Annotated in this window: 2 protein-coding genes; both read left to right on the forward strand. The window is 62.7% G+C overall.

The window, feature by feature from the left end; genetic code table 11:
• A partial coding sequence (locus tag ACR0P8_RS09450; protein WP_432624814.1) for an ABC transporter permease occupies positions 1 to 1,218 on the forward strand: 1,218 nt, incomplete at its 5' end.
• Positions 1,219 to 1,235: 17 nt separating this feature from the next.
• On the forward strand, positions 1,236 to 2,063 hold the full coding sequence (locus tag ACR0P8_RS09455) for an ABC transporter ATP-binding protein (RefSeq protein ID WP_432624815.1): 828 nt from the start codon (positions 1,236 to 1,238) through the stop codon (positions 2,061 to 2,063).
• Positions 2,064 to 2,138 lie beyond the last annotated feature (75 nt).

The following is a 2,138-nucleotide window of genomic DNA, read 5'->3' on the forward strand; positions in this document are numbered from 1 at the left end:
ATCGCGTCGTTGGTCGGCGCGGCCACGTTGTTCTGCCTCGCGTCCGTATGCGTCGCGGTGCCACGGCAGATGAATGAGGAAATGCGCGAATACGGCGCGAACCTAATCGTCACGCCATCCAACGCCACAGGAAAATCGCAAGGCATCGACAGCGCGACCATGCGTGCCGTGACATCGCTCGTAACGGCCGGACGCAGCGCGAAATCGGCCGCATACCGATACGAAAGCGTGCGCGTCAACTCCGCGCCGTACACTATCGCCGGCGTGGATGCGAAATCCGTCAGGGCGCTCAATCGCCATTGGAACGTGACGGGCGATTGGTCCAGCGCGGGCAATGTGATGGTCGGCCGGGACGTGGCCGACGCGCTCGGCGTGAAGGTCGGCAGCCGCGTCACCATCGCCTACCGTGCCTCCGATGCCCAAACGTCCGATTCTGGAGAATCGGACAAACAAAGCTCCAAATCCGACCCGCAAATGTCCGATTCTCCAGAATCGGACACTCAAGGTGCCCAAGATGCGGAAACGGGCCACCACGCCATGGAAAACGGCCGCGTCTCATCCGACATCATGGACACCGACGGCACCGAATTCCGTGTCTCGGGAATCGTCGACACCGGTGGCAACGAGGACTCCATCATCTACGCGACGACCGCGGACGTGGCCAAACTCGCCGGCTCCAAGCGCGGCGCCGACGTGGTCGAATACTCGGTGAACGCCATGGGCGATGACCTGAACGCCATCGTCGGCAGCATCAACCGCAATCCGAACAGCGCGGTGAAGGCGCAGACCGTCACCAGAATCACCTCGTCCGACACCCGCATCATCGCCATGCTGCAGACCCTGTTCTGGATCGTGTCGCTCGTTGTGCTCGTGCTGACGCTCGTCGGTGTGGGCACCACCATCAGCTCCATCGTGAGCCAACGACGCAACGAAATCGGCCTGCGCAAAGCCCTCGGCGCCGACGCGCGTGCCATCGGCGTCGAATTCTACGTGGAATCCGGCATCTACGGCCTGATCGGCGGCTTGCTCGGCACGGCCATCGGCTACGCGCTCGCCCGCATCCTGTGCGTCACCGTATTCGACCGCGCGCTCGGCTTCAACTGGCTTCTCGGCATCGCCTCGCTGTTGCTGAGCGTGCTGATCGCCGTCGTCGCATCCATTCCGCCGGTCCGCCGCGCCACCCGCATCGACCCCGCCATCGTTCTGAGGGAGGAATAATCATGGGAAACGAACACATGCTGCTGGAACTCGACCATATTTCCAAGATCTACGGCGATCTACGCGCCGTCGACGACCTGAGTCTGACCGTTCCGCAAGGACAATGGCTGGCGATTGTCGGTTCGTCCGGTTCCGGCAAGACCACGCTGATGAACATGATTGGCTGCATGGACACGCCGTCGAAGGGCTCCGTCATGCTTGAAGGCCGTCGATTGGAGGATTTGAACGCCAAGCAGCTCGCCGACGTGCGCAAGAACATGATCGGATTGGTGTTCCAGAAGTTCTATCTGGTGCCGCATCTGACGGCCGTGGAGAACGTGATGGTGGCGCAGTACTACCATTCTGTCGTCGATGAGAAGCAGGCCATGGAAGCGTTGGAACGCGTGGGATTGAAGGATCGCGCGCACCATCTGCCCGGCCAGCTGTCCGGCGGCGAGCAGCAGCGCGTGTGCATCGCCCGCGCGCTCATCAACTGCCCGAAGCTCATCCTCGCCGACGAGCCGACCGGCAACTTGGACGAGAAAAACGAGAAGATCGTGCTCGACCTGTTCCGGCAATTGCACGAGCAGGGCACGACGATCATCGTCGTCACGCATGACGCGCTCGTCGCCTCCTGCGCGCAGCGCGAAATCATGCTCAACCATGGCGTGCTCGTCGGGGAGCAGTGGAACGACGATGAGGCGCGACGGGCGTACGAAGCGGCCGGCGGCGAGCCGGCGCGCACTGGCTCGGACGCGGAGGGCGCGCAGAACGGCGGTGTCGCGATTTCGTTCGCGGATCCGACGAAGGCTGCGAAAACCGGCGATACGGACGATCGCACGGCGGACAACCATACGGCGGAATAGTAGGCATGAGGCCGTTTTGCGGCGGCCGGTCGAACACATCGCCCGTTACGAAGGGCAGAAGGGGTAACAATGAGC

The organism is Bifidobacterium sp. (assembly GCF_050874245.1).
In the GTDB taxonomy this organism is placed as follows: Bacteria; Actinomycetota; Actinomycetes; order Actinomycetales; family Bifidobacteriaceae; genus Bifidobacterium.

What these genes read in the sequence shown, in the direction of transcription:
- ACR0P8_RS09455 (WP_432624815.1), top strand. Translation starts at nt 1,236, where the DNA reads ATGCTGCTGGAACTCGACCATATTTCCAAGATCTACGGCGATCTACGC.